13 protein-coding genes and 1 tRNA gene are annotated in these 23,301 nt (G+C 65.8%); 8 read left to right on the plus strand and 6 right to left on the minus strand.

Annotated features, from left to right (window positions below):
• Positions 1–978: 978 nt before the first annotated feature.
• Entirely contained in the window at positions 979–1,509 is a 531-nt protein-coding gene (locus DMB37_RS28470; RefSeq protein ID WP_135235303.1) for a hypothetical protein, read from the plus strand.
• Positions 1,510–2,042: 533 nt separating this feature from the next.
• On the opposite strand, the gene DMB37_RS28475 is transcribed toward DMB37_RS28470, so the two are convergent.
• From DMB37_RS28475 to DMB37_RS28485, 3 genes are all read right to left on the minus strand, one after another.
• Positions 2,043–2,696, minus strand: a complete 654-nt coding sequence (locus DMB37_RS28475; protein WP_135235304.1) for a hypothetical protein — start codon at positions 2,694–2,696, stop codon at positions 2,043–2,045.
• 662 nt (positions 2,697–3,358) lie between these two features.
• Positions 3,359–3,541, minus strand: a complete 183-nt coding sequence (locus DMB37_RS28480; RefSeq protein WP_135235305.1) for a hypothetical protein — start codon at positions 3,539–3,541, stop codon at positions 3,359–3,361.
• Between the two features lie 352 nt (positions 3,542–3,893).
• Positions 3,894–4,484 (minus strand): hypothetical protein, encoded by a 591-nt coding sequence (locus tag DMB37_RS28485; RefSeq protein WP_135235306.1) that lies wholly within the window; start codon positions 4,482–4,484, stop codon positions 3,894–3,896.
• 402 nt (positions 4,485–4,886) lie between these two features.
• Here DMB37_RS28485 and DMB37_RS28490 point away from each other — a divergent pair, with 402 nt between their 5' ends.
• Together DMB37_RS28490 and DMB37_RS28495 are read left to right on the plus strand one after the other, a co-directional pair.
• Positions 4,887–5,519, plus strand: a complete 633-nt coding sequence (locus DMB37_RS28490) for a HEAT repeat domain-containing protein (RefSeq protein WP_135235307.1) — start codon at positions 4,887–4,889, stop codon at positions 5,517–5,519.
• Positions 5,520–5,639: 120 nt separating this feature from the next.
• Positions 5,640–5,987: a hypothetical protein gene (locus DMB37_RS28495; RefSeq protein ID WP_135235308.1), complete on the plus strand. Its 348-nt coding sequence runs from the start codon at positions 5,640–5,642 to the stop codon at positions 5,985–5,987.
• A 93-nt stretch (positions 5,988–6,080) separates the two neighbouring features.
• On the opposite strand, the gene DMB37_RS28500 is transcribed toward DMB37_RS28495, so the two are convergent.
• Positions 6,081–6,440, minus strand: coding sequence for an ADP-ribosylation/crystallin J1 (locus DMB37_RS28500; RefSeq protein WP_240771694.1), 360 nt, complete (start codon positions 6,438–6,440; stop codon positions 6,081–6,083).
• A 179-nt stretch (positions 6,441–6,619) separates the two neighbouring features.
• Entirely contained in the window at positions 6,620–6,919 is a 300-nt protein-coding gene (locus DMB37_RS28505) for a hypothetical protein (RefSeq protein WP_135235309.1), read from the minus strand.
• Between the two features lie 529 nt (positions 6,920–7,448).
• Between DMB37_RS28505 and DMB37_RS28510 the strand changes: the two genes are divergently transcribed.
• The 4 genes from DMB37_RS28510 to DMB37_RS28525 all read left to right on the plus strand — a co-directional run bounded on the left by DMB37_RS28510 (position 7,449) and on the right by DMB37_RS28525 (position 12,059).
• On the plus strand, positions 7,449–7,838 hold the full coding sequence (locus DMB37_RS28510; protein WP_135235310.1) for a hypothetical protein: 390 nt from the start codon (positions 7,449–7,451) through the stop codon (positions 7,836–7,838).
• 903 nt (positions 7,839–8,741) lie between these two features.
• Positions 8,742–9,137: a sigma-70 family RNA polymerase sigma factor gene (locus DMB37_RS28515; protein WP_240771695.1), complete on the plus strand. Its 396-nt coding sequence runs from the start codon at positions 8,742–8,744 to the stop codon at positions 9,135–9,137.
• Between the two features lie 59 nt (positions 9,138–9,196).
• A protein-coding gene (locus DMB37_RS28520; protein WP_135235311.1) for an IS3 family transposase occupies positions 9,197–10,359 on the plus strand; the annotation gives its coding sequence in 2 pieces (ribosomal slippage) (positions 9,197–9,481 and positions 9,484–10,359; 1,161 coding nt in all).
• Positions 10,360–10,895: 536 nt separating this feature from the next.
• Positions 10,896–12,059, plus strand: a complete 1,164-nt coding sequence (locus DMB37_RS28525; protein ID WP_135230933.1) for an IS110 family transposase — start codon at positions 10,896–10,898, stop codon at positions 12,057–12,059.
• Between the two features lie 1,405 nt (positions 12,060–13,464).
• Here the strand turns inward: DMB37_RS28525 and DMB37_RS28530 are convergent.
• Positions 13,465–13,546 (minus strand) — tRNA-Leu (locus tag DMB37_RS28530).
• A gap of 387 nt (positions 13,547–13,933) precedes the next feature.
• On the opposite strand from DMB37_RS28530, the gene DMB37_RS28535 reads away from it, so the two are divergent.
• Positions 13,934–23,290, plus strand: coding sequence for a type I polyketide synthase (locus DMB37_RS28535; protein WP_206055025.1), 9,357 nt, complete (start codon positions 13,934–13,936; stop codon positions 23,288–23,290).
• Positions 23,291–23,301: the final 11 nt, after the last annotated feature.

Here is a 23,301-nt window from a genome sequence, read left to right on the forward strand (position 1 = left end):
GGGCGGCGGCATCGCCAATCACCTAGGGCTCAGGTAGTGCTGGGAGTAGAGGGTCGGGGGGTGGTAGCGAGGCTTGCGGTGCGACTGGTGATGGAGAGCCCGTTTCCGGCTTCCGGGACGAGAGGCTCAACGCTAACTCCGTCCTTTACGACCGAAGCCGCAGTGTATGCCGCCACCGTATTTCCAGAATCATCTACGAGGGCGATGGCCGCTGGAGCAGCTGTCCCTCCGTAAGAGTCAGAACGGGAACCCCGTCGGTGTAAGTGAGTGACAGAGTGCCTACCTCCTCTGGATTGACCTCGGTTGCCGGAATCAGCCCAATATCAGTGACTTCGGGTGTGGCTTGCTCGTCAGACATATCGGTCTCTCCTCTGGTCGGCGCGATATCGACCGCTACAAATCGTCGCACGCCCGAAGGTTGCGGCGATACCAAATCTGTTGCGCCGCACGGGAAACCAACGCCCGCGCAGAGGCATAGAAAGACGTTGGCCCGTCGGATGTGACTACGGGTCGTTCCAACGGCTAGGCCGATTAGGTGCTGTCGGTGGCGAAACCGCCGCGCTAGTAGCTTGCATAGATTTCCGGACGTCTGTTCGGGTAAGTGATCTGAACGCATCGTGGCTGTCGGCATGCGGGCTCGCTCGACGGTCACCCTGGGAGGACACGCCTACCTCCAACATGGTTCCCATCTTCTGGTACATCCGCCCGAATGGTCAGTAGCGAACCGCACATTCCGTCGGAACCTGGCGGTGGCCGGGCTTGGCCCGAGTAAGCCGTTTCGCTGTCACAACCGAGAGTCACCCAACCGCTGACCGGCTCGCCTGCCACGCTGCGGTAGACGATGCTGAGGGCCATCCGAGTCGTCCGGGGCTACGAATATCTGATCAACGCCCGCTGAACGACAAGTGCGGCTGAACACTACCCGCCACACGGAGGTTCGATATCAACCACTACACCAAGATCGCTGCTGCTGCCCTGGTGTTGACTGCGAGCGCTGCGATATCTCCTCCCGCCTTCGCCGATTCGCAGCCGTCAACAGAAGTAAGTGACGAATATCAAACCGGTTACGTACTCCGGATACCGCTGACCGATCCACGCGGCTATTACGACGTCTTCGCTCCCCAGGCGGAATACCGGCTGGAAAAGGCGGTATGCACGAAAGACCCGATGTCGTCGACGAAGCTCAAAGAGATCGACAAGTGGATCAGATTTCTGCCGGTCACCTTCGACTCACCCAAAGATCCGATCTCTCAAGCGCGCCAGCAGGTCCTGGGCACCAAAGAGTTCACCGACGAATCACGACTCAAGCTGTGCAATCCCGACCACCACGACGTGAACGCCTACTACAAGGTCCTGACCAAGCTGATCGAGGACGGCCAGACAAGCCTCGCCCCCGATTTGCGTGGCCTGAGCGCCGAGAAAGAGAAGGCCACCATCAAGGACTACTGGACTGCGCGGTACAACGGACTCAGCCGTGCGCTTGGGGACTGGCTCCCTACCGGACCTTGACTTCGTTCGTGGGATGCGGAGAGATCGAAGATGGCGTCGATATCCGGTGAAGTGCCCATGCTCAACGATGGCGACAACCACCAGCCGGGATACGCCCCTGAGATGCCGAGCAATCCCACCAGGCAGTGACTCTGAATCCCTGATGGTTCATCGCTCGCAGGAGCAACATCATGCGCCGGTTCGGATACGAGCGTCGCTGAGGTGCAGTGCCTTCTGCACTTCAGCGATGCGCCACCGCCAATCTGCCGCGCGCACAGCCCATGCTCGACGATATCAACAAAGCCAGCGAGCACACCCGGCTCGAACGCGCGGGTCGGGGCAGTCCCGTTCGTCATGCGATGTGGTTGAAGTGACGCGACGAGAGGTACCCGTGCGATGCTGTGAGTCTTTCATGAGTTGAGCACGGCACAAATTCCTCGGTGGGATGCCTCAGACGCATCCCACCGAGGGCGAAATTAACTCCGTGCACCGCTGCTCACGGTATGCCAGCATGCCCGTTAGCGGCGATCAGGTTCATTACCCTTTCAATATGCTTACCTGACAATCCATCCCGCTGTTCGAAATGCATCAACCGCTTTGGCTTCAGCTTCATCAGCCAGGGTATTATCGCTGATATCCAACCCGTGATTGCGCCTGCCGAAATCCGCCCGTTTGTAAGCATGCCTTGCTGCGACAGCCGCGTCCCCGTGGGGGCCGAAATAGCCGACATAGTCAGGTCCACCTTTGGGATTCGGAATATTTCCGTATCCACCCAACATCTTCGCTGTTTCATGGGCTGCCGCAAAGGCTGTGCCCGATGCCGATGCGGCCAAGCTCGCTGCCGTTTGGGCGTCCTTTGATTCTGCCGCTTTTGCGGCTTGGTCTGCTGATTCGCGTGCGCCTTCGACCCGCCTCTTCATCAGAGCGAAATCGATATCGGCTACCTTATTGCCCCGTTGTGCTTCGGCGTACTCGGCGGCCTCGCGCGTCCGGTACGCGGCACTAGCGGCGCGCCGGGCGTGACAGCGTGCCACGTCAGCATCCCCGGCTTTCTCCTCTTCACTCGAGCACAGCGCCGGAGCGGCCCCCGATGAGGAGGTTTCGTCAGCAACGGCAATGGGACTGCACACAACCAGCCCCGCAACTATCAGCCCCATCACCGCAGATCCGGCCTGTACCGAGCGCGTCCCCTGGATACGAATTTCCATTCCGACCTCCCATGATTGCGATAGAACCGGTGGAGCCGGTCACATATGACACATGCGAGGCGGACCCGAACTTCTATTCGAAACCAAAAGCATCACGGATTGCCGCACCAACAGAAGACCTTGCGCTCTCCGGCATGAGCGAGCCGCCGCGCTGAGCTGTGCAGCAGTGGCATGACCGCGTTCCCATTCAGATCATGCAATATTCTTACGCAAGATACGTGCGGAATCCCCCACGTGCGCAGCTCGTCTCGCGTGTAGTGACAGTCCATCTCTACCCCTGGCGAGGCCGAACGCGCGGCAGAGTATGCCATCACCACCGAGAGGTGACCTGAGATCGGCAGTTTAGTGCGTTCGTCGGCCTGAGCCTCGCGGCCTTGGGGATCGCGCGCCGCGCGGCATTTCAGTGCGTTGCCGATGATTGAGATAGCCTCAGCCCGTTGATCTTCGGGCGTGTTCCGCGACGGCTCCGACCCCCCAACCAGGTCCTGACCTCAAGGGGTGCCATGAGCGGCGTGCCAGATCTCCTGCGCTGCGCTCGTATAGCCGCACAGAAATGGGCACGCTCCATGTCTTGAGTCGCGCCCGGCCGACGTTTGCTGGCGGCGGCCATAACTCCCAACGGCAACCTCAACGCCGCGGGCGGCGATGCCACCGCCGCCTGATCAATACCTCCCGAGATCGATCTCCCGCTGTATCGCGGGGTCGATCGGTGTACCGACCTCGGTACTGACGTCGGTATCGGTGTCCTCGACCTCGTGGTAGTCCTCGTCGTTGAGGTCGTCAGTGGGGATGGTCTTCGCGTTGCTCCAATCCACCTTGTCGTACTTTTCGCTGAAAGCGCCCATGTCGGCAGCCTCCTATCGCTAGTAGTGAACGGTCCTGTGAGGCACAACACAAACGAGGCTATCGAAGCTGCGGACTAGGTCAAGATCACCGGGCTGCCCGGAAGAAGGTCGGTCGCTCGCGGCACCGCAACTCTCGGAGATCGCGCGCTCCGCGGCATGAGAGTGCGTTCCAGCAGGAACCTGACAGGTTCACTTTCAGGCTCCTGAGCCACTTCTGCGCTTCAGCTACACCCGCCGCACTGCCTACCCGAAGCACGTGGAGCATGTTCGGCGGCGTCAACGAGACCATCGAGCATGCTCCCGGCCACATCGCAGCGATGACCCTGCCGCGCGGAACGGCAGGGTGCTGCGACTACTTACCCGCGAGCTTCAGCGCATCATCCATCGCTTTATACTTGGCTTCAAACAGTTTGAGGACGGCCTCATCATCGTCGTATTCTGGCTTCATCTGTTTTCCATACTTTTCGGTCGCAGCCTTGAACTCGTTGTGCCACTCCCTCTTGTAAGCAGCAACCTCACAAACCAAAGCCCGCCATAGCCGCAGCGTATCTTCATCCGTGAAACCAGGGGTTGGCGCGAAATTACCGTATTTGCCATCCACCATTGTCCGCGCGCGAGCGACCTTGTACGGGTCCTGAGTGAGCTCCAGCGGACTCATGTGAAGAGCCTTGTCATAGGCATTGATTCCGGCATCGCTGAAATCGGCCCTCGAAGCTTCCAGGTTGTTCTTCGGGTTGATGGGATTCTTACAGAAACGATCTACGAGTTTCCCCCATTTGGCTTTGCTGATCGAGTTCTCCAACTCATCGGCTCTGTCGGCGGCGCTGGTATCCGCATAGGCCAGGTGCGGCGAGGCCACACCGGAGATCAGCAGCGCGGAAAATCCGGTTACGAGGAGCGCGGACAAGCGTACCCTCACAATTGCCTCCTGGGCATTCAACATGGACGGTGGCGATACGCGTGGTCCGTATCGGAGCTTCCAGTACATTCGGTGCCGCCGAGCCTTTGGATGCCTCAGACTCTCACACCCGCCCTGCGCAGGCGTTGAGGAAACTGGCTGCGCCGTCCCTGTGACTCCACGGCAATCCTGCCTGCGTACTTGAAGGCCGCGGTCAGGACTGGCAGTTGATTAGGGCTGACGTGCTGAAATCGGCATGTGCGGGCATTGCCGACGCTGAGATGATCTCTGCCCGTTGATCTTCCGCACGCCCGCGCTGGTCCTCGTCGAACCGCGCGGGTCGCGGCATGTGCGGATGTCCGCATTGGAAGTTGAACGCGTCCCTGTCATCCGGTGTGGAACTATGCGATGGATCAACGATGTGGGAACACGGTTAGGCAGAGCTGGATGACGCTGTCGCGAGATGAGGCATTGGCGCTACTGACGGACTCGCTCTCGGCGCGGCGGCGACGAGGAGCCAAACGGCTGCGCGTGCTCGCGGACCCGACGACAGCGACCGAAGTTCGCACCGCGGTCGAACGTGAAGTGCTGGACAAGCGCACCTGGGAGACCCAGTACCAATTGATCATGGCACTGGGGATGACTGGTGGCCGTGGCGATGTCGAACTGTTGAAAGGACTGGCGCTGCAACCTCGCTCGGCAACTGTGGTCAACGTTGCCCTTGGCGACGCCATTGTCCGCCTGGGTCGTGAGGTCGACAACGACCCGGCTCCTGCCTTGTGGTGCCTGCAGCAAGATGTCGAACTTCTCGCTGACGGCGCGCTGCGCGCGGTGGCGATGCTGCGACTGAACTTCCCCGACACCGCGGTCGACGACGTCCTCGACTACGCCGAGGCAAACTTCCGCGATCTCAACCATAAGTCCCTGCCTTACTGGCCGGCGGTCGCGGCAGCCGGTTGGTCCGGGCCTCGCGTGCGTGGGTTTCTCAGCCGATGCTCGAAAGACAGCCGCCAGATCATCGCCGACGCCGCAAAGGACGCTCTGAACGGTCATTACGGAAACCATGTGAGCGTTCTCTGACCGAGGTAAAGCACAGCACACGGCAGTATCCCGTCCTGCCCTTGCCTATGGACCGCGACGATACGAACTGAACAGTCGAATTGCTTGGATGTCGGGCATGATTGGCAGATGGAGTTCCGATTGGCTGTCACAGCCCCACTCGACAGCCATCAATTCTCGATCATCGTCGAGCCGGAAGCGATGACGTATGAGTTCCCGGCGGCGGGCAAGATTGGCCTGACGTTCCGCGGGCCGGATTCCATGCTGGCCGAACTGACTCACTATCCCGACACGGTGGTCATCTGGCGTCCCGCCGACACCGAGGTCTGGGCCACGACAGCGGACGGCCAGAGCGAGCAGATCGGTGGGTTCGCCGACAATCCGGCACCAGGATTCGACACCGGCGGGAGGCCGTTGGATCGACCACTCCGAGAGACGCTCGAGCGGATTTTCTACGACCAGCCACCGACGGACAATTCCTCCATATAAGCCGGCGGCCCCGCAATCACACGCACATCGCCATGAGCGCGCGCCGCTGCATCAAACATGATGCAGGCCAGCCGATCTGGAGATGAGTCTCCATCACCGGAACTCGTGTACGACCTCGATCGGGCCGACCAGGTGAGCGTTGAACTCCTCCAACTCTTCGGCTGGCACCCATAGCTCCAGAATGGTCTTCCCGCCCACTTGCTGAACCGGATAGCGCCCGAGGAAGTCCTTGGCAACCCGGAAGCGAGTCACATAGCCCACTCCGTGGTGGGCGACATTCCAGTCACGCGCGATGTTAATCGCGTAGTCCTCGTTGAGGACCGGATAAAAGATCGGCTGTTCAGGGAGTCTGGGAGGCCAAGCGCGCCAGCCGGACTGGCGAACCAGCGCGAGCTCCTCCGGACCGGTCGGGCGCCACAGCACGGTGACCGGCACCTCTTCATCCCGAACCACTGCGCACCTCACCACGATCACCAACAGAACCAGCGCACCTTATCCGGCAGTTGGACCCCACCGCCACACCATTTGAGACGCACCGGCGAGGGATTCCGGAGCGGTCGTGCGACATCGCGCGATAGGCGGCATGTGCGGACATCGGCAGCATCATCTCCCTGCGCATCGTCTCAGTGTGATCAGTAACGAAAGCGGGCCTTGTCTCCGTTGATACGGATGAGAAATTCTCTCCGCGGCGGCCCGCCACCGATCGGCACGAGGACAAGTCCCCGTGCCTGTATCGCCTCATCGGCTTCGACGGCCGCCCTCGAGTCACCGCGTTGCCAAGCGTCGCGAGAAGCAGTGAACAACGGCTGGAGATCAACCCATCCAGGTCCAGGCTCGAACACGCAGTCTGTCCAGTACATGTCGACGGCGTCCTGAGTCAGGACGCCGATGACTTTATCTGCCTGCACGAGCTGCCAACTGGGATCAGTCATCACTCTTCTCTTCGCTCAACTGTCCACTCCGAGCACTGATGGACCAGGTGATACAACAGGCTCAAGACCCGCCACCATACTCAATTCGGCATGTGCGGAGACCGCGACGGCCCCGCGATGCCTCGGGGCCTTCGATCTTCAGCGGGCTTCCTCTAGCCACTGCGGACCGCGCGGGATGCGGCATGAGCGGACATGGGAGGTCCACTGAGCTGAAAGCCCAGCCGCCGCAGGCCAAGCGGCTGGGGACGAGCAACAGATTTGCACTGCTGTCCAGCACGCGCCCTGCGGCACCGGATGTTGGTCCACCGCGCGGCAGTGTCGAGAATCGATTCCCGACACCGCTCCTAGCTGCCGCATGCCGGTGCGGTCACCCCTGGCGACGCACGGGCTGGGTGCACGCAACGCCTCGGCTTCCAGTCCAAGCTTCTGGCTGGAACGAATAGGTGGTGGTGGTGCACTGCTTGCGCCGTATCTAGGCACGGTGGCCCTGGGTCATGTGCCCTGTCCGAACATGGGAAGGACTATCGCAATGAAGATCCTGTCCGGAGTTCTCGTAGCCGCATCCGCGGTACTGATAGGTGTTGCTGTTGACGCGCCGATCGCGTCTGCCGCTGGTGCGACGATCACCATGAAGGACGAAGCCGCCGCGGACGGCTATCGAATCCACTACGTGACTGCGACGGGTACCGCGTCGTGTTCTGGGGGCGGTAAGGCGCACGTCGCTGTCGAGGGGGAGGGAATCCATGGGCGGAGCATGAATTTCGCCTGCGATGGTGCCAAGCACAAGTGGTCCGCAGTGTTGGCCCACGATCATCTGGGCCGGGTGTTGCTCTCTGCAACGCTGCTCAGTGTGCCGGGCTACTCCACTCTCGCCAAGACAGGCGGCGTGATGGTTCGTATCAGGCCGCCGCAAAAGTAGTTCGCCGATGTCCGGCTCCGGCTGGAGGAGCTCCGAGCGACACTGCCCCTGACCACTGTGGTCGGGGCAGTGTCGTTGAGGTGTTGTGGGTGACCACAGCCAGCCGACTGGCTCCCGGCCGGGCGTTTCGTGCTCGGTTGCGGGAGAGCAAGTCGGGTACGGCGCACGTCGTGCCCCCACTTACTCGGAGATGCCACGACCAGGAGTGTCCTGGAGTGGGCGTTGCGGGCGCGAGCGCGGTTACCGACGTGCCCGCCTGCCGCAGCTTGCGGAGGTTCGGCAACACCAGCCCGAAGACATCTTGAGATTTCGAGCAATCCGAACAGGCAGTGACTCCGAATGCTTGATGGTGCATCGCTTCGCACGAACAAACGGGATGCGCCAGTTCGGATACGAGCGTCGCTGAGGCGCAGTGCCTTCTGTACTTCAGCGACGCGCCACCGCATCGAACTCCTGGAATCGGGTCGGTTTTCCACCCACAGCACCAGGCGGGTTAACGGTTCAGCGCTACGAGAATCTGCGAACCCACTCGTTTCCAGCGCACTTCAGCTCGGTTGTCCAGCCAGCATGCCTGGTGACACCCTCGATCGCCCGACATCGTCGCCGGATCGAATGCACTCAATTCGGCAGAGGCGGACGTTCTTGCGCCTGCGGTCTTCTGGCAACGGCGGGTCGGGGCTGGGCGTGCGGGGGAAGTGACGCTTCACTGGCAGTGGCTATAGTCGTCCGCTATCGTTGCCGGTCTTATGGCAGGGGGTAGCGGGTGGTGATGGCGGGGTCGGCTACCGAGGTCGTCGGTGGCGAGGTGGCTGCTGAAAGTGTTGAGCTGGCCGCGTTGTTGCGGCGGTGCGCCGATGCCGATCAGCCGGCGTTTGCGAGTTGTATGACCGCACGTGTGGTCGGGTGTTCGGTCTGGTGTCGCGGGTGGTCTGTGACCGGGGCTACGCCGAGGACATCACCCAGGAGACCTATCTACAGGTGTGGCGTACCGCGGCCTCGTTCGATCCGGGCAAGGGTTCGGCGACCACGTGGTTGCTGACGTTGGCGCATCGACGCGCGGTCGACCGGGTCCGTCGTGAACGTGCGAGTTTCGCGCGTGAGTTCGACTACGGGATCAAAGCTGTGGGACGGGAATTCGATGAAGTCGCCGAAACGGTGGAGAACACCCTCGAACAGCAGGCCGTGCTCGCCGGCCTGGACAGCCTGAGTGCTGCTCAGCGTGAAGCCATCACCCTGGCCTACTACCAGGGACGAACCTATGCCGAGGTGGCGCACTATCTCGGCATAGGTCGGGACTGATGCAGGGATAGGTGACAACCGAGTTGGCTTGCCTTCGGGCGGGCTGGAAGGATGTCGCTGTGCCCAAGCCCTACCCTCGTGAGTTCCGTGACGATGTCGTCCGGGTTGCTCGTGACCGTGATGCCGGGGTGACGCTGGAGCAGATCGCCGCCGATTTCGGGGTCCACCCGATGACGCTGTCGAAATGGATGCGCCAAACCGACGTCGACGAAGGCACGAAGCCAGGCAAGACCTCGAGCGAGCCGGCGGAGTTGCGTGAGGCGAAACGCCGAATCCGGTTGCTGGAGCAGGAGAACGAGGTCCTCAAACGGGCCGCCGCCTATTTCGCGCAGGCGAGTCTGCCGGGAAAATGACCTACCCGCTCGTTCGTGAGCTGGCCGACGACGGGATTCCCGTCGCGGTGACGTGCCGGGTGTTGGGGCTGGCCCGCCAACCGTTCTACCGGTGGCTCGCCGAACCTGTCACACCGGCCGAGCTCGAGCAGGCCTATCGCGCGAACGCGCTGTTCGACGCTCATCGAGACGATCCGGAGTTCGGCTATCGGTTCCTGGCCGACGAGGCCCGCGCCGCGGGTGAGCCGATGGCCGACCGGACCGCGTGGCGGATCTGTTCGGCCCGAGGCTGGTGGAGCGTGTTCGGCAAGAAGCGCGGTGGAAAGGGCCGGGCCGGGCCGCCGGTCCACGACGATCTGGTGCTCCGCAATTTCACCGCTGATGCCCCGAATCGTTTGTGGCTCACCGACATTACCGAACATTGGACCGGTGAAGGCAAGCTCTATCTCTGCGCGGTCAAGGACGTGTTCTCCAACCGGATCGTCGGCTATTCCATCGATTCCCGGATGAAATCGGTATTGGCCGTCCACGCGCTCAACAACGCGGTCGCCCGCCGCGGCGACGTGGCCGGTTGCGTCCTGCACAGCGACCGTGGGTCGCAATTTCGGAGCCGTAAGTTCCTGCGCGCCTTGACTCGTCACGGCATGGCCGGATCCATGGGCCGGGTCGGTGCGGCTGGCGATAACGCCGCGATGGAGAGCTTCTTCGCGTTGCTGCAGAAGAATGTCCTCGATCGCCGACCCTGGTCCACGCGTGAGGAATCGCGCCTCGCGATCGTCACCTGGATCGAACGCACCTATCACCGGCGGCGGCGACAGGCCGGGCTCGGCCGTTTGACCCCCGTCGAATACGAGGTCATCATGACCGCACCGGCCAGTCAGGCCGCGTGACCGAAACTGTCACCGGATCCTGCATCAGTCCCCTAGATCACGGGCGGTAATTCGGGGACGACCAATGCGCATATCGGTAACCATCCTTCGAGGTAGGCCAGCCAGTCGGTTCACGCTACGTCCATGTATTCGGAGCCACGGACACCTCGGATCGAGACACGCCGACTCAGGCCTCGGTGCCGTCGTGGGCGCCACAAGGGCCATGAACACTCCGGACAACCCGAACTGAATCAAACCGAATCGCCAGAACGCGACGACTGACCCCGGAAACCTGCCCAAGGCTGCCTCCAAAGCAGACGCGCGCTCTTCGGCTACTTAGCATTGGCGCTAGGGCTTGATCCCGGCCAGGATCGGGTCCAGGTGCCCGGTGAGAAGCTCGGTAATCGGCTGCCCACCTGCGTCATTGGTGTGGCTCTCAAATGGCTTGCTCCTCACCGGTCACCGTGCAGGGAATGGCTTAAGAGGGGTTTGCCCAGCTCGAAGTAGCGGTGCCTTCCCGCACGGACACCATCCGTCGATTCGGGAAGGATGCACTGGTGAAGGTCATCATCGGGATGGACCCGCACAAACGCTCAGCCACGATCGAAATCATCGACCCCGCGGCAGCGGTGCTGGCGACGGGGCGATATGACACCGACAACGCCGGCTACAGCGCAATGCTCACCGCCGCAAGGCGATACCCGGATCGGGTGTGGGCGATCGAGGGATGCAATGGCATCGGCCGCCACCTCGCCCACCGCCTGGTCCATGACGGTGAAACCGTCGTCGACGTGCCGGCGAAACTCTCGGCGCAGGTGCGGGTATTCGCCACCGGCAACGGCCGCAAAACCGATCCTGTCGATGCGCATTCAGTAGCGTTGGCGGCTTTACGTTCACCGAATCTGCATCGCGTGCAAGCTGATTCGGAACTGATCGCGTTGGGCATGCTCGCCGACCGACGCGACGAACTCGGCCGCGCCCGCACCGACACCGTCAACCGTTTACACCGGTTGCTGCTGGAATTGCTGCCCGGCGGGGCTAAGAAATTCCTGTCCGCGATGCAAGCACGGAAGTTGGTCGCGACCGTCAAGCCCCGTGATCCCGCAGGCAAGGTCCGCCGCCGCCTGACCGTTGAGTTGATCGGTCAACTGGAGGTCATCGATCGCAAGATCAAGACCGCGGATAAGGAATTGCGCGAGCTCGTCGCCGAACGTGGTTCCACCTTGACCGACCTCAACGGGATCGGACCCGCTGGGGCCGCCCGGCTGCTTGCCGATGTCGGTGACCTGCACCGATTCCGGGACCGCAACCGGTTCGCGTCCTGGAACGGCACCGCCCCCTTGGATGCTTCTTCTGGTCAGCAGCAACGGCATCGGCTATCGCGTGCCGGGAACCGGAAAATCAATCGGGTCTTGCACATCATGGCCATCGTTCAGCTGCGTAATCCCAGCGCGGGCCGCACCTATTACGACCGCCGCAAAGCTGCGGGCAAGACCTCGATGGAAGCGACGCGGGCGTTGAAACGCCGCCTGTCCAATATCGTCTACGCGCGCATGCTCGCCGACCAGCAACGACGGGAAACGGCAAGCCCGGGAGGGCAATCGGGGGCGACTCTTGACTCCAGCGCGACCGGCTCAACCCCGCACACCGGCACTTCGGACAAGCCACAACCCGGACTCACCGATAACCAGAATACTCCCGACCTGCGAATCATGTCTTGACGCGAGAGGGGAGCCAAAAGCGGGCGATTGCGAACGCGCTGCACGCGGTATGTGCGGACGCTCATCAGGGACTACGCCGCGCGGTGGTGCTTCTTGCGTGCGCTCAGCTCAGCGAAACTCGTGGCTGGACAGCTCCCCTTCGACGCTGCTGTCATCGACGGCTGAATACACCTGTGTCGCCGTCCGGTCCGGCACCACGATCATCCCAACGGTCCAGTTGAATGGCGTACGTTGTTCTTGGTCTCGCATGCATCGCGGGGGCAGCGACCTTCGCAACGCGTAACTATCCCTGCCCACGGGACCCACGCGCGGAAACCCTCGCAGGGCTGCCGATCTGGTTCGCGTTGCCCGTGATCCCGGGCTGCATAGCGCTCGTGCTCGGCAGTAAGGGGAAGGTTCGTACCGGGCGCACGGAAAGCAGATCCTGGCCCGCATTCGCCGCACGCGATGCTGATCGCGGCCGCCGCGGTGAGCACGCTCCAGAAGAAGCTGTGCGCACGCGAATGCTGGGGCGTGCGTACATCGGGGTGAGCGGGTTCAGTTGAGGTGAGTTCGAGCGTGGTGTCGGCCGGGTGAGCCTTCCAAGTGATCAGCGTGCGGGCCCGGTACTAGCGGTCGGGCTGGGCAGTTGTCTGGACAAGATCGGATGCGGTCGCCGGTGAGTACCGCCAATGCGGCGGCCACCTCGGCGAGATTCGACTTGACGTAGGTGTCGGTAGCGCAGCAACTGCCCCATCGGCGGGCGGTACCGCTGCTCGGGGTGGTTGATCAAATGCTGTGTCAGGGGTGGGGAGACCGGCTGCCAACGGTCGATGCCGTCCGTTCCCGCAGATAGAGCAGGCATTGCTCGCGGTCGAGGTCGTGCGGGCGTACCGCGAGTGCGCCGCTGCGGCGGCAGGAGGTTAGGCGCCCGGTACTGCGTTGCCCGAGCGGCAGCACTCGGTCGCCGACGAAGATGCCCACTGGCCGCCGCCGACGATACGGGGAGGTATGGCTGCCACCGGTGACGATGCGCTGCTCGCGCGGACGGATGAGCAGGACGCCGGAATCGGTGGTGGCTACTTCCAGGCGAATGGCGGTCGGTCACCTTAGCGCTCCCATGACGTGCTTGTCAGCGATTCGGCGGTCATCGTTTACCTGCGACACACCGTGGGTGCGGGCGACGTCAGCTACTCGGACAATCTGGGCGCGGCGAACTGGACGGTAGATCAGTTCGGGTGGGGGAGTCGGGTGGAACCAGCTTGGGGCGGTCGGTATCTCCGTATGGAAGCGCTCGGGGCGTCGCGAAGCGTGCTGTGTCCGGCTGGCGACCGTCGTATAGATGCTGGTAATTAGCGGTGTGCCCGGGTGTTCGAGACTTCTTGGACACCCGGACCGTGACTGCGTCACGCGTGACGCAAAGCTGTGCGCGAGAGGGGACTTGAACCCCTACGTCCGTGGACACCAGAACCTAAATCTGGCGCGTCTGCCAATTTCGCCACTCGCGCGTGATGGTACGACCGTGCAAACTCTACCGGGCTTGACCGACTTCGCGAAGCTCCGGGCGGGCGTGGCGTACTGGTCAGTAACCCTACCAGGGATTATAACGATTAGATAACTGTCAACATGAGGAGAGCTCATGTTTCGTACGGGTTAGTAACCCGATGGACCAGCGTGTTCAAACATGAGGAAGGGTCATGTTTGACATCATTCTGGTACGGATGTGCACGAATACTCGGCGGTATGCCCCGTAGCCGGCGAGCAAACGTGAGGATTTCCTCATGATTTTGGCTATCCTCGCCCGTATCAGGCCCCAACGCTGAGGAACACCTGCGCACCGGAGGGAGCGGCGTGTCTCGCAGGGCGCGTCGCCAGGAAAAGGAAGTCGAATCGTCTTGACGATCAACGAGAGCACCGAGACCGGTACCGGACAGAGCGCGAAGGTTGGAGCCACCCACGGGGGTGGGGACCGCTCGCCGCTGTTGGATCGGCTGCTGAGCGGGACGCCCTACGCGCTCGCCTTCGGGGGACAGGGCGCCCAGTGGCTCGATGAACTGGAAGAAATCGGACGCGACAGCGCGCTGGAGCCCGAATTGACCGCATTGGTCAACGAGGCGGAAGCGATGCTGGAACCCGTTGCGGCACAGCTGCTCGTGGTCCGTCCGGTCGGTTTCGATCCGATCGGCTGGATGCTGGAGGACGAACTGGTCGACACCGACCAGGGCGAGGTCTCCGCCGCCCCGTCGCCACAGATTCTGCGCTCGGCCGCCGTGTCGATGCCCGGCGTGCTGCTCTCTCAGGTGGCGGCCATGCGCGCGCTGCGCCTGCAGGGTCTGGATCCGACCGAGCAGGCGCCGGTAGCGATCGTGGGCCACTCGCAGGGCCGCCTCGCGGCGACCGCGGTCGAGGCAGGCGGCAGGCGGGATGCCGAGCTGTTGGCGATCGCGCAATTGATCGGCGCCGCAGCCGGTTTGGTGGCGCGCCGCCGCGGGCTGATGCCGGTGGGCGAGCGCTCGCCGATGGTCGCGGTGTCCAACGTCGATCCCGAGCAGTTGCGTGCCGTTGTGGCCGAGGTGTCCGAGGGTGTCGATCCGGCGGCGGCCGCGGTGGTGTCCATTCGTAACGGACGCAGGCGCGCGGTGCTCTCCGGCACGCCCGCCCAGCTGGAGCGAGTGCGCCAGCGCTGCGCGCAGATTCACGACGAGCAGGCCCGCGAACGCGACGCCAAGGTGCGCGGTGGCGCTATCTTCGCGCCAGTCTTCGAGGACGTGTCCGTCGACGTCGCGTTCCACCACCCGGCGCTGGCCGACACGGTGGACCTGGTCACCGGATGGGCCAACCAATGTGGCCTGGACGGCGCGCTGGCCGGTGCGCTCGCGCAGGAGATCCTGGTCGACCCGATCGACTGGGTGGAGATCGTCGACGGCATGGTTGCCGCTGGCGCGCAATGGATTCTGGATCTCGGCCCCGGCGATCTGCTGTCCAGGCTGACCGGCGGTTCGCTCAAGGGCACCGGCGTCGGCATGGTCGCGGCCGCGACCAGGGCCGGGCAGCGCAGCCTGCTCACCCCGGGCGCCGCGCCGGAGCGGTCCACGCCGTGGACGGCGTTCGCGCCCAAGCCGGTTCGGCTGCCGAACGGCCGGATCGTGGTGGAGACCGCGTTCACCAGGCTGACCGGTCGTTCGCCGATTCTGCTGGCGGGCATGACGCCGACCACGGTCGACGCGAAAATCGTTGCGGCAGCGGCGAACGCGGGCCACTGGGCCGAGCTGGCCGGTGGCGGCCAGGTGACCGAGCAGATCTTCGCCGATCGTGTCGCGGAGCTGAAGACGTTGTTGCAGCCGGGCCGCGCGGTCCAGTTCAACTCGCTGTTCCTCGACCCCTACCTGTGGAAGCTGCAGCTGGGCGGTAAGCGACTGGTGCAGAAGGCCCGCACCGCGGGCGCTCCGTTCGACGGAGTCATTGTCACGGCGGGCATTCCGGAGCTCGAAGAGTCTGTCGCGCTCATCAACGAACTCACCGAGGTCGGCATCTCGCATGTCGCGTTCAAGCCGGGCACCGTCGCGCAGATCCGCGCGGTGCTGCGGATCGCCACCGAGGTGCCGGACTACCCGGTGATCATGCACATCGAGGGCGGCAAGGCCGGCGGGCATCACTCCTGGGAAGACCTGGACGACCTGCTGCTGGAGACCTACGCCGAGCTGCGCAACCACGAGAACGTGGTCGTCTGCGTCGGCGGCGGTATCGGAACCCCGGAGCGCGCAACGGAGTACCTGACCGGTGAGTGGGCCACCGCGCACGGCTACCCGGTGATGCCGCTGGACGGCGTGCTGGTCGGCACGGCCGCCATGGCGACGCTGGAAGCCACCACCGCGGCCGAGGTCAAGCAGCTGCTGGTGGACACCCCCGGCACCCCCGACTGGGTCGGCGCGGGCACCGCGTCCGGCGGAATGGCCTCGGGCCGTAGCCAATTGGGCGCCGACATCCACGAGATCGACAACGCCGCCTCGCGCACCGGCCGCCTGCTCGACGAGGTCGCCGGTGACGCCGAGGCGGTCGCCGCGCGGCGCGCGGAGATCATCGAGGCGCTGAACGCCACGGCCAAGCCGTACTTCGGTGACGTCGCGACGATGACCTACCTGGACTGGCTGGAGCGCTACATCGAGCTCGCGGTCGGCCTGGACCGCCGCAAGGACTTCGACTGCGGCAGCGACATCGGCGACGCGATCACCGACGCCACCCGCTCGGTCTGGCTCGACATCACCTGGCGCGACCGTTTCGCGGAAATGATGCGCCGCACCGAATCTCGCCTGCACCCGGCCGACCGCGGCGAGATCCCGACGCTGTTCGCCTCGGACGAGGACTTCGAGAACCCGGTCAACGCGCTCTGCACGCTGAAGGCGCAGTACCCGGCCGCCGAGCAGACCCTGCTGCACCCGGCCGACGTCCCGTTCTTCGTGACCCTGTGCAAGACCCCGGGCAAGCCGGTGAACTTCGTGCCGGTCGTCGACGGCGACGTGCGCCGCTGGTGGCGCTCGGATTCGCTGTGGCAGGCCCATGATCCGCGCTACTCGGCCGACCAGGTCTGCGTCATCCCGGGCACCGTCTCCGTCGCGGGCATCACCCGCGTCGACGAGCCCGTCGGCGAACTGCTCGACCGCTTCGAGCAGGACACCGCGTACTCCCTGGTCCGTGCGGGCGTCGTGCCGGTGGCGATCGACGCGCGCCGGGTGGCGAACGTGACCACCGGCCCGATCGATACGGTGCTCGCCGCGCCGGACATCGAATGGTCCGGCCGCACCACCGTCAACCCGGTACACCGGCTCGGCGACGTGGCCGACTGGACGGTGGACGGCAAGGGCGCCGTGCACCCGCCCAGCGGGGCCACGCTCACCGAGACCACCGGCCCGGACGCCGACAACTCCTACGTCGAGCTGACCGTTCCGCTGTTGGGCAGCAACGTCGTTCGTATCCGCATCACCGTGCCCACCACCACCTACAACGGTGGCGCTCCGGTGGTCACCGAGGCCGACGCGCACGACGCCATGACCGCCATGCTCGCCGTCGCCGCCGGGCAGGCACTGCCCGAGGTGAAGGGCAAGGTCGCCCACCTGAACATCGCCTGGTCGCCGGACCTCGTCGCCGACCACGCTGGCGTGACCGGCTCGGGTCTGCCTTCGGCATTGAGCACGCTCGGCCGCACCGTCCCCGACGTGCTGGTCGGCGCCTGCTGGCCGGCCGTGTTCGCCGTGCTGGGTGCGGCCAGGGCCGCCGACGGTGCGAGCGTCATCGAGGGCATGCTCGACCTGGTCCATCTGGACCACCAGATCGAGCTGGCGGGCGAACTGCCTACCAGCCCAAGCGTTCTCGTGGTGCGGGCGGAGGCGGGCGAGACGCTCGACACCGACCTCGGCCGCGTCGTCGAGGTGCGGGTGCGCATCACGGGCATGCTGGACCGCCCCGAGACCGGGCTGTCCATGCCGACCGTGGCCACCCTCACCGAACGGTTCGCCATCCGCGGCCGCAACGGCGCGGGTGAGCTCACCGATCCGCCGCGCGCGGCGGGCACGGTGTCCGACGCCGCCATCGACACCCCGCGGCGCCGCCGTCGTGACGTCACGGTCGTCGCGCCGCGCACCATGCACGCGTTCGCCGCTGTATCCGGTGACCACAACCCGATTCACACCAGCGACTCCGCCGCCAAGCTGGCCGGTCTCGGCAGCCCGATCGTGCACGGCATGTGGCTCTCGGCCGCGGCCCAGCACGCCGTCTCCGCAATCGACCCGGAAAGCGCGATTCCGGCCCGGACCGTGACGGCATGGACCACCCGATTCCTCGGCATGGTTCGCCCCGGCGCGGAGATCGACGTGCGCGTCGAGCGGATCGCGGTCGACGCGGGCAGCGAGATCGTCGAGGTGTCCTGCCGGACCGCGGGCGATCTGGTGATGACCGCGACCGGACGTACCGCGGCGCCCAGAACGGTCTACGCCTTCCCCGGCCAGGGCATTCAGCGCAAGGGCATGGGCCTGGACGCGCGCACCCGTTCCAAGGCCGCCAAGGCGATCTGGGACCGCGCCGACAAGCACACCCGCGACGCGCTCGGCTTCTCCATCCTCGCGGTGGTCCGGGACAACCCGACCTACCTCAAGGCACGCGGTGTCGAACACCGGCACCCTGACGGCGTGCTGCACCTGACCCAGTTCACCCAGGTCGCGATGGCCGTCCTCGGCGTCGCCCAGGTGGCCGAGCTGCGCGAGGCCGGTGCGTTCGTCGAGGGCGCGATGCTGGCCGGGCACTCGGTCGGTGAGTACAACGCGCTCGCCGCGGTCGCCGGGGTGCTGCCGTTGGAGGCGGTGCTCGAGGTCGTGTTCCAGCGCGGGTCCGCGATGCACGAGCTGGTGCCGCGGGATGCGCAGGGCCGCAGCGACTACCGGATGGCCGCCATCCGGCCCTCGCAGATCGGGCTGCCCGACGACGAGGTGATCGACTTCGTCACCGGGATCGGCGCGCAGACAGGGGAGTTCCTCGAGGTCGTCAACCTGAACCTGCGCGGCTCGCAGTACGCCATCGCGGGCACGGTCGCCGGGCTGGAGGCCTTGGAGACCGAGATCGACCGGCGCCGTGCGGAATTCGGCGGCAAGCGGGCGTTCATCCTGGTGCCGGGCATCGACGTGCCGTTCCACTCCACCGTGTTGCGCAAGGGTGTGCCGGAGTTCCGGCACAAGCTCGAGCAGCTGCTGCCCGCCGACCTGCACCCGGAGATCCTGGTCGGCCGCTACATCCCGAACCTGGTGCCGCGCCCGTTCTCGCTGGAACGCGAATTCATCACCGAGATCGCGGATCTGGTGCCGTCCGAGCCGTTGGCCGCGGTACTCGCCGACTTCGACAGCTGGGCGGCACGCCCCGTCGAGTTGTGCCGCGTCGTGCTGGTCGAGCTGCTCGCCTGGCAGTTCGCCAGCCCGGTGCGCTGGATCGAGACCCAGGACCTGCTGTTCACCGACACCGCGCACGGCGGCCTCGGGGTGGAGCGGTTCGTCGAAATCGGTTTGGGCGCAACGCCGACGGTGGCGAACCTGGCCAGCCAGACGCTGAAGCTGCCCGCGTTCAGCGGCGCGACGGTCGAGGTGCTCAACATCGAGCGCGAGGCGGGCATCGTCTACTCGACCGACACCGATCCCGCCCCCGTCGACGAGCCCATCGAGGAGTCCGTCGAAACCGCCTCGGCCACCACGGCTGCCGCACCGGTCGCGGCCGCCGCGCCGGTGGCCAGCTCGGGTGGACCGCGCCCGGACGACATCGCGTTCACCGCGGCCGACGCCACCCGCGTGCTCATCGCGCTGTGGACGAAGCTGCGGCTGGACCAGATCGGCCCGGTCGACACCATCGAGGGGCTGTGCGACGGCGTCTCCTCCCGCCGCAACCAGCTGCTCGTCGACCTCGGCACGGAGCTCTCGCTCGGCGCCATCGACGGTGCCGCCGACGCGGACATGGGTGCGCTCTCGGTCACCGTCGAGCGCCTCGCCCGTACCTACAAGCCTTTCGGCTCGGTGCTGTCCGACTCGATCGGTGACCACCTGCGCAAGGTGTTCGGTCCGTCCGGCAAGCGTCCGGCCGCGATCGGCGAGCGGGTGAAGAAGGTCTGGGAGCTCGGCGACGGCTGGGCCAGCCACGTCACCGCCGAGGTCTCCCTCGGCACCAGGGAAGGCGCCAGCGTCCGCGGTGGCGACCTCGGCGGGCTGGTCAACGGCTCGCTGGGCGACGCCGCCTCGGTCGACGCGGCCATCGACGCCGCCGTGCAGGCGGTCGCCGCCCGCCGCGGTGTCGCGGTCTCGCTGCCCTCCACCGGTGGTGGCGGCGGCGCGACCGTCGACGCGGCCGCCCTCGGCGAGTTCACCGAGCAGATCACCGGCCGCGACGGCGTGCTCGCCACCGCCGCCAGGGTGGTTCTCGAACAGCTCGGCCTGACCGAGCAGGTGTCCGCGCCGGAGGCGACCGACACCTCGCTGGTCGACCTGGTCTCGGCCGAATTGGGTTCGGACTGGCCGCGTTTGGTCGCTCCCGCGTTCGATGCCCGCAAGGCGGTGCTGCTCGACGACCGCTGGGCCACGGCCCGTGAGGATCTGGCCAAGCTGTGGCTCGGCGACGACGCCGAGTCCGCTCAGCTGCCGGCCGACGGCTACCTCGGCGCGGGTGAAGCCGTTGCCGCGCAGGCGAACTGGTGGCGTGAGCGGGCAAAGCACGAGGCCCGTTCGGTGCTCGCCGGCGTGTACGAGCGGATCGCCACGGCGGCGCTGACCGCCGACGATCGCGGGATCTGGTCCGCGGACATCGCGGTGATCACCGGCGCCAGCAAGGGTTCCATCGCGGCGGCGGTCACCGGGCGGCTGCTCGGCGGCGGCGCGACCGTGGTGGTCACCACGTCGAGCCTCAACGACGACCGCCTGAGCTTCTACCGGAAGCTGTACCGGGACAACGCCCGCCACGGTGCCGCCCTCTGGGTGGTGCCCGCGAACATGGCCTCCTACCAGGACATCGACGCGCTGATCGAGTGGGTCGGCACCGAACAGGTCGACAACGCCGGCGGCGCGAAGGTCAAGACCAAGGACGCGATGACGCCGACCATGCTGCTGCCGTTCGCGGCGCCGCGGGTGGCCGGTGACCTCGCCGACGCGGGTGCCCGCGCGGAAATGGAGATGCGCGTGCTGCTCTGGTCGGTGGAGCGGCTGATCGGTGGCCTGTCCACCCTCGGCGCCGACCACGACGTGGACGCGAAACTGCATGTGGTGCTGCCGGGTTCGCCCAACCGCGGCCTCTTCGGCGGCGACGGCGCCTACGGCGAGTCGAAGGCCGCGCTCGACGCGGTGGTGGCCAAGTGGCGCGCCGAGAAGTCGTGGTCGACCCGGGTCACCCTGGTGCACGCGATGATCGGCTGGGTGCGTGGCACCGGGCTGATGGGCCACAACGATCCGATGGTCGAGGCCGTGGAGCAGGCTGGCGTGCAGACCTGGTCCACCGCCGAGATGGCCGACGAGCTGCTCAAGTGGTGCACTTCGCGCGCTCGCCAGGTCACCCTGGCCGGGCCGCAGCAGATCGACCTGACCGGCGGACTCGCCAAGGCCAAGCTCGATCTGCCCGCACTGGCCAAGCAGGCCGCGGAGCAGGCCGCCGACGAAACCGTGGAAGCCGATGCGGCAGCCACGATTTCGGCACTGCCCGCGCCGCCGACCATGTCCTCGGTGCTGCCGGTGCCCGAATGGGGCACGGTCACCACCGATCTCGCCGACATGGTGGTGATCGTCGGAGCGGGCGAGCTCGGCCCGTACGGCTCCGCGCGCACCCGGTTCGAGATGGAGGTCGAGGATCAGCTCTCGGCCGCAGGCGTGCTCGAGCTCGCCTGGACCACCGGCCTGGTCACCTGGGAGAACGACCCCAAGCCCGGCTGGTACGACGCCGAAACCGGTGACTACGTCCCCGAATCCGAGATCGCCGACAAGTACCACGACGTGGTCGTCGCCCGCTGCGGCGTGCGCCGCTACGGCGACGACGGCGCCATGATCGACAACAGCGCGCCGCTGATGACCTCGGTGTTCCTGGATCAGGACCTGACGTTCACCGTCGGCGGCGAGGCCGAGGCCCGCGCCTTCCACGAGGCCGACCCCGAGCACACGGTCATCGCGCCGGTGCCGGATGCGGCGGACTGGACGGTGACGCGCAAGGCGGGCACCGAGATTCGGGTGCCGCGCCGGGCCAAGCTGTCGCGCACCGTCGGTGGCCAGATCCCCACCGGCTGGGATCCGACCATCTGGGGCATCTCCGCGGAGATGGCGAACTCGGTTGACCGCGTTGCCCTCTGGAACGTCGTCTGCACGGTGGACGCGTTCGTCAGCTCCGGCTTCAGTCCGGCCGAGCTGATGAGCTGGGTGCACCCGAGCCTGGTCGCCAACACCCAGGGCACCGGCATGGGCGGCATGTCCTCGATGCGCTCGCTCTACGTCGACAACCTGCTCGGCGAGTCGCGGCCCAACGACATCCTGCAGGAGGCGCTGCCGAACGTGGCCCTCGCGCACGTGGTGCAGTCCTACGTGGGCAGCTACGGCGCCATGGTGCACCCGGTGGCGGCGTGCGCCACCGCCGCGGTGTCGGTGGAAGAGGGCGTCGACAAGATCCGCCTCGGCAAGGCCGAGCTGGTCGTGGCAGGCGGCTTCGACGATCTGGGCATCGAGGGCATCGTCGGCTTCGGTGACATGTCGGCCACCGCGGACTCGGCGGCGATGAGCGCCAAGGGCATCAGCGACCGGTACTTCTCCCGCGCCAACGACCGCCGCCGCGGCGGGTTCGTGGAGTCGCAGGGTGGCGGCACCGTGCTGCTGGCCCGCGGTGACGTGGCGGTGGAGATGGGCCTGCCGGTGCTCGGCGTGGTCGCCTTCGCGCAGTCCTTCGCCGACGGCGTGCACACCTCCATCCCGGCACCCGGTCTGGGCGCGCTCGGCGCGGGGCGTGGCGGGCGCGAGTCCCGGTTCGCCGCCGAGCTGCGCAAGCTCGGGGTCGGGCCGGACGACATCGCGGTGGTGTCCAAGCACGACACCTCTACTGCGGCCAACGATCCGAACGAGTCCGAGCTGCACACCCGGCTGGCCACCGCCATCGGGCGCTCCGCGGGCGCACCGCTGTTCGTCATCTCGCAGAAGAGCCTGACCGGGCACGCCAAGGGCGGCGCGGCCGCGTTCCAGCTGATCGGCCTGTGCCAGGTGCTGGAAACCGGTGTGGTGCCGCCGAACCGGAGCCTGGACTGTGTCGACGAGAAGATGCAGGCGTACCCGCACCTGGTGTGGGCGCGCGAGCCGCTGCGCTTCGGCGAGCGGTTCCCGCTCAAGGCAGGCCTGCTGACCTCGCTCGGCTTCGGGCACGTCAACGGTCTGCTCGCGGTGGTGCATCCGGAGGCGTTCATCCAGGCGATCGACCCGCAGCGGCGCGAGGCCTACCAGCGGCAGGCGCAGCAGCGTCAGCTCGCCGGGCGGCAGCGGTTCACCGAGGCCATGTGCGGCGGCGCTCCGTTGTACGAGCGTCCGGCGGACCGTCGCATGGGCGGTGACGGCACGCCTGCCAAGCAGTCGCGGCAGCTGGAGGCGGACGTGTTGCTGTCCACCGAGGCTCGCCTCAACGCCGACGGCGCCTACCGGGCCGACGGGTTCGGCTGCGGCACCGGCCACACTGCGGCCGGTTCGGGCACGGACCGCCAGAGCAGGTCGTAGGCTCCCGGCAT

Source organism: Nocardia sp. CS682 (assembly GCF_004634405.1).
Lineage (GTDB): Bacteria > Actinomycetota > Actinomycetes > Mycobacteriales > Mycobacteriaceae > Nocardia > Nocardia ninae.

Coding starts and splice junctions, on each gene's coding strand:
- DMB37_RS28475 (WP_135235304.1), bottom strand. CDS start 2,696: ATGGAAATTCGTATCCAGGGGACGCGCTCGGTACAGGCCGGATCTGCG.
- DMB37_RS28480 (WP_135235305.1), bottom strand. CDS start 3,541: ATGGGCGCTTTCAGCGAAAAGTACGACAAGGTGGATTGGAGCAACGCG.
- DMB37_RS28485 (WP_135235306.1), bottom strand. CDS start 4,484: ATGTTGAATGCCCAGGAGGCAATTGTGAGGGTACGCTTGTCCGCGCTC.
- DMB37_RS28490 (WP_135235307.1), top strand. CDS start 4,887: ATGACGCTGTCGCGAGATGAGGCATTGGCGCTACTGACGGACTCGCTC.
- DMB37_RS28505 (WP_135235309.1), bottom strand. CDS start 6,919: ATGACTGATCCCAGTTGGCAGCTCGTGCAGGCAGATAAAGTCATCGGC.
- DMB37_RS28510 (WP_135235310.1), top strand. CDS start 7,449: ATGAAGATCCTGTCCGGAGTTCTCGTAGCCGCATCCGCGGTACTGATA.